General features: G+C 61.8%; 2 protein-coding genes. Both read right to left on the bottom strand.

The window, feature by feature from the left end:
* On the bottom strand, positions 1-214 hold a 214-nt coding region (locus ACH2EH_RS03435), incomplete at its 3' end, for a glutamate mutase L (RefSeq protein WP_395138990.1).
* 42 nt (positions 215-256) lie between these two features.
* The gene (locus ACH2EH_RS03430; protein WP_395138988.1) at positions 257-2,221 is read right to left on the bottom strand and encodes a thiamine pyrophosphate-dependent enzyme; all 1,965 of its coding nucleotides are present in this window, start codon (positions 2,219-2,221) and stop codon (positions 257-259) included.
* Positions 2,222-2,244 lie beyond the last annotated feature (23 nt).

Here is a 2,244-nt window from a genome sequence, read left to right as displayed (position 1 = left end):
TGGTATCCAGGAAGCTCTTGCCCGTCAGCTCCTCCAGCTCCCGGACGGCATTTGCCACGCCGACGGTCACATCATCAAAGGGCGCTTCGACGGTCGTGGGGGCTTCGCCACGTGCCACAAGCCGGTAGATGCCATCGGGTTGACGCTCGATTAAAATTGCCTTGGTGGTGGTCGAGCCACAGTCCGTGGCGACGATACTTTGCACTATTGCCATGATGCAACATTATACGCGATGGAGTGCGATTTTCGTGACTTCTCACTCCATCACGCGGCGAATTGCCTGGGCAACCTGCGTGGCGCTTGGAAGCGCGGCGTATTCGAGGAGCGGATTGAAGCCGATGTAGGTGTCCTGTCGGGCGACGAGCTGCGGCGCGGAGTAGAGTAGCTGGAAGCGCTCGGGGTGCGCCGTGATCTCCGTGATAATCGCCTGCCCAATTCCCGTCGTGCGGGCATCTTCGTGCACGACAACAAGCCGCCCGGTGTGCTCCAGCGACTCCACAATGGTCGCAATATCCAGCGGCGCAATCGAGCGCAAGTCAATCAGCTCGACCGAGACTCCGTCGAGTTCGGTCTGTGCAATGGCTTCCTCGGCCACCTCGATGCAGTTGCCAAAGGTCACGAGAGTCACATCACGGCCCGTCTTGCGGACAACGGCTTTGCCCAAGGGGATGGGTCGAGCCTCGGTGGGCAAGAGAGCGCGCTTACGGAAGATATGCTTGGGAAGCAAAAAAAGGGTCGGGTCGTTGCCATGGATCGCGCTCCAGAGCAGCCCCGCGGCGTCTTCGGGGGTGCTAGGAATGACGATATTCAGGCCGTGGATATGCGCCCAGATCCCCTCGTTGCTCTCCGAGTGCCAGATGCTCCCACCGGGCAAGTAGGCACCGTAGGGCGAGAGAATCACCATCGGGCAGGACCAGTCTGAGCACGTCCGCCAGCGCAAGTTCGCCACATTGGTGAGAAGCTGGTTGAAGGCGGGTGGCAAAAAATCCGTAAACTGAATCTCAAACAGCGGCTTGTAGCCCGTGGCCGCCAGCCCCACGGCGGCTCCGAGAATGGTTGCCTCCGCCAGCGGTGCATTAAACACCTGGTCGGGAAACGCGAGAGTCAGCCCCTTGGTCAGCCCAAAAACACCGCCCTTGGGGTCTTCGATATCCTCGCCAAAGAGAATCACTTTCTCATTCTGCGCCAGTGCGTGCTTTAATGTCTCGTTCACGACAGCCACCATGGTGGTGGGCTCGCTAGAGCTTAGCGGCGAGGCGACGGAGGCACTCGGTGGGCCAAAGAGGTGGGTCATCGGGTCAGACTCGGGGTCGGGCTCAAGCTCCGCGGCGCGGTAGGCCGCATCTACTTCCTGCACAATTTCTGCTTGTTCCGTAGCCCACTGCGCCTCCGTGAGTGTGCCTTCCGCGATGAGCTTCTGGGCAAGCAGAGCCAGCGGGTCGCGCCCCGCATCCATCGCCAGATCGTCGGCATCTCGATACAGCCGCTGGTCATCGCTGCTAGTATGGGAGCAGAGCCGATCCAGCTCACACCAGAGTACGGTCGGCCCCTCGCCCGCCCGCGCCTTCGCCACGCAGTCTCGAAACGCCTTGAGTAGCACAAACGGGTCGCGCGCATCCACCCGCACCAGAGCTTTCTCGCCCAGCGCCCCGATTCGAAAGGGAAAGAACTTATCCGTGGGCGTGCTGATCCCATAGCGGTTGTCCTCGATGATGAAGATCACGGGCAGGCTCTCTTGCAGCGCAAACGCGATTGCCTCGTAGAACTCCCCCTGCCGAGTGGCGGCATCGCCGACCATCGCAACCGCGACCTGATCCGTGCCCGCGAGCTTGAAGCCCCAGGCCGCGCCCGCCGCAGGCAGGCACTGCGCCGCCGTGGGCGTGGCGACGGAGAAGATATTGCGCTTGCGGTCCGAGTAGTGCCCGGGCATCTGCCGCCCCCCGCTACTGCTACCTGCCTTGGCCAGATAGGCGCTCGCCAGCTCTTTCGTACTCACTCCCCGCGCCAGCACAACGGCACGATCGCGGTAGTAGGGAAAGAGATAGTCCTCAGGTCGCAGCGCCCAAGCCAGCGCCGCCAAGGTCTCGTGCCCCGTCCCCGAGACTTGAAACCAGCCCTTGCCTTGCCTGAGAAGAATCCCCTCGCGGCGATCTCCTTCGCGGGAGAGAAACATCAAGCGCAGCAGTGCGCGCGGGTCGAGGTCGGTTGTCGAAAGGTCCAAAAGGTCGTTGTCCATTGTCTATA

The sequence above is a fragment of the Armatimonas sp. genome (assembly GCF_043760365.1).
In the GTDB taxonomy this organism is placed as follows: domain Bacteria; phylum Armatimonadota; class Armatimonadia; order Armatimonadales; family Armatimonadaceae; genus Armatimonas.
This window is presented reverse-complemented; position numbering and strand designations above follow the sequence as displayed.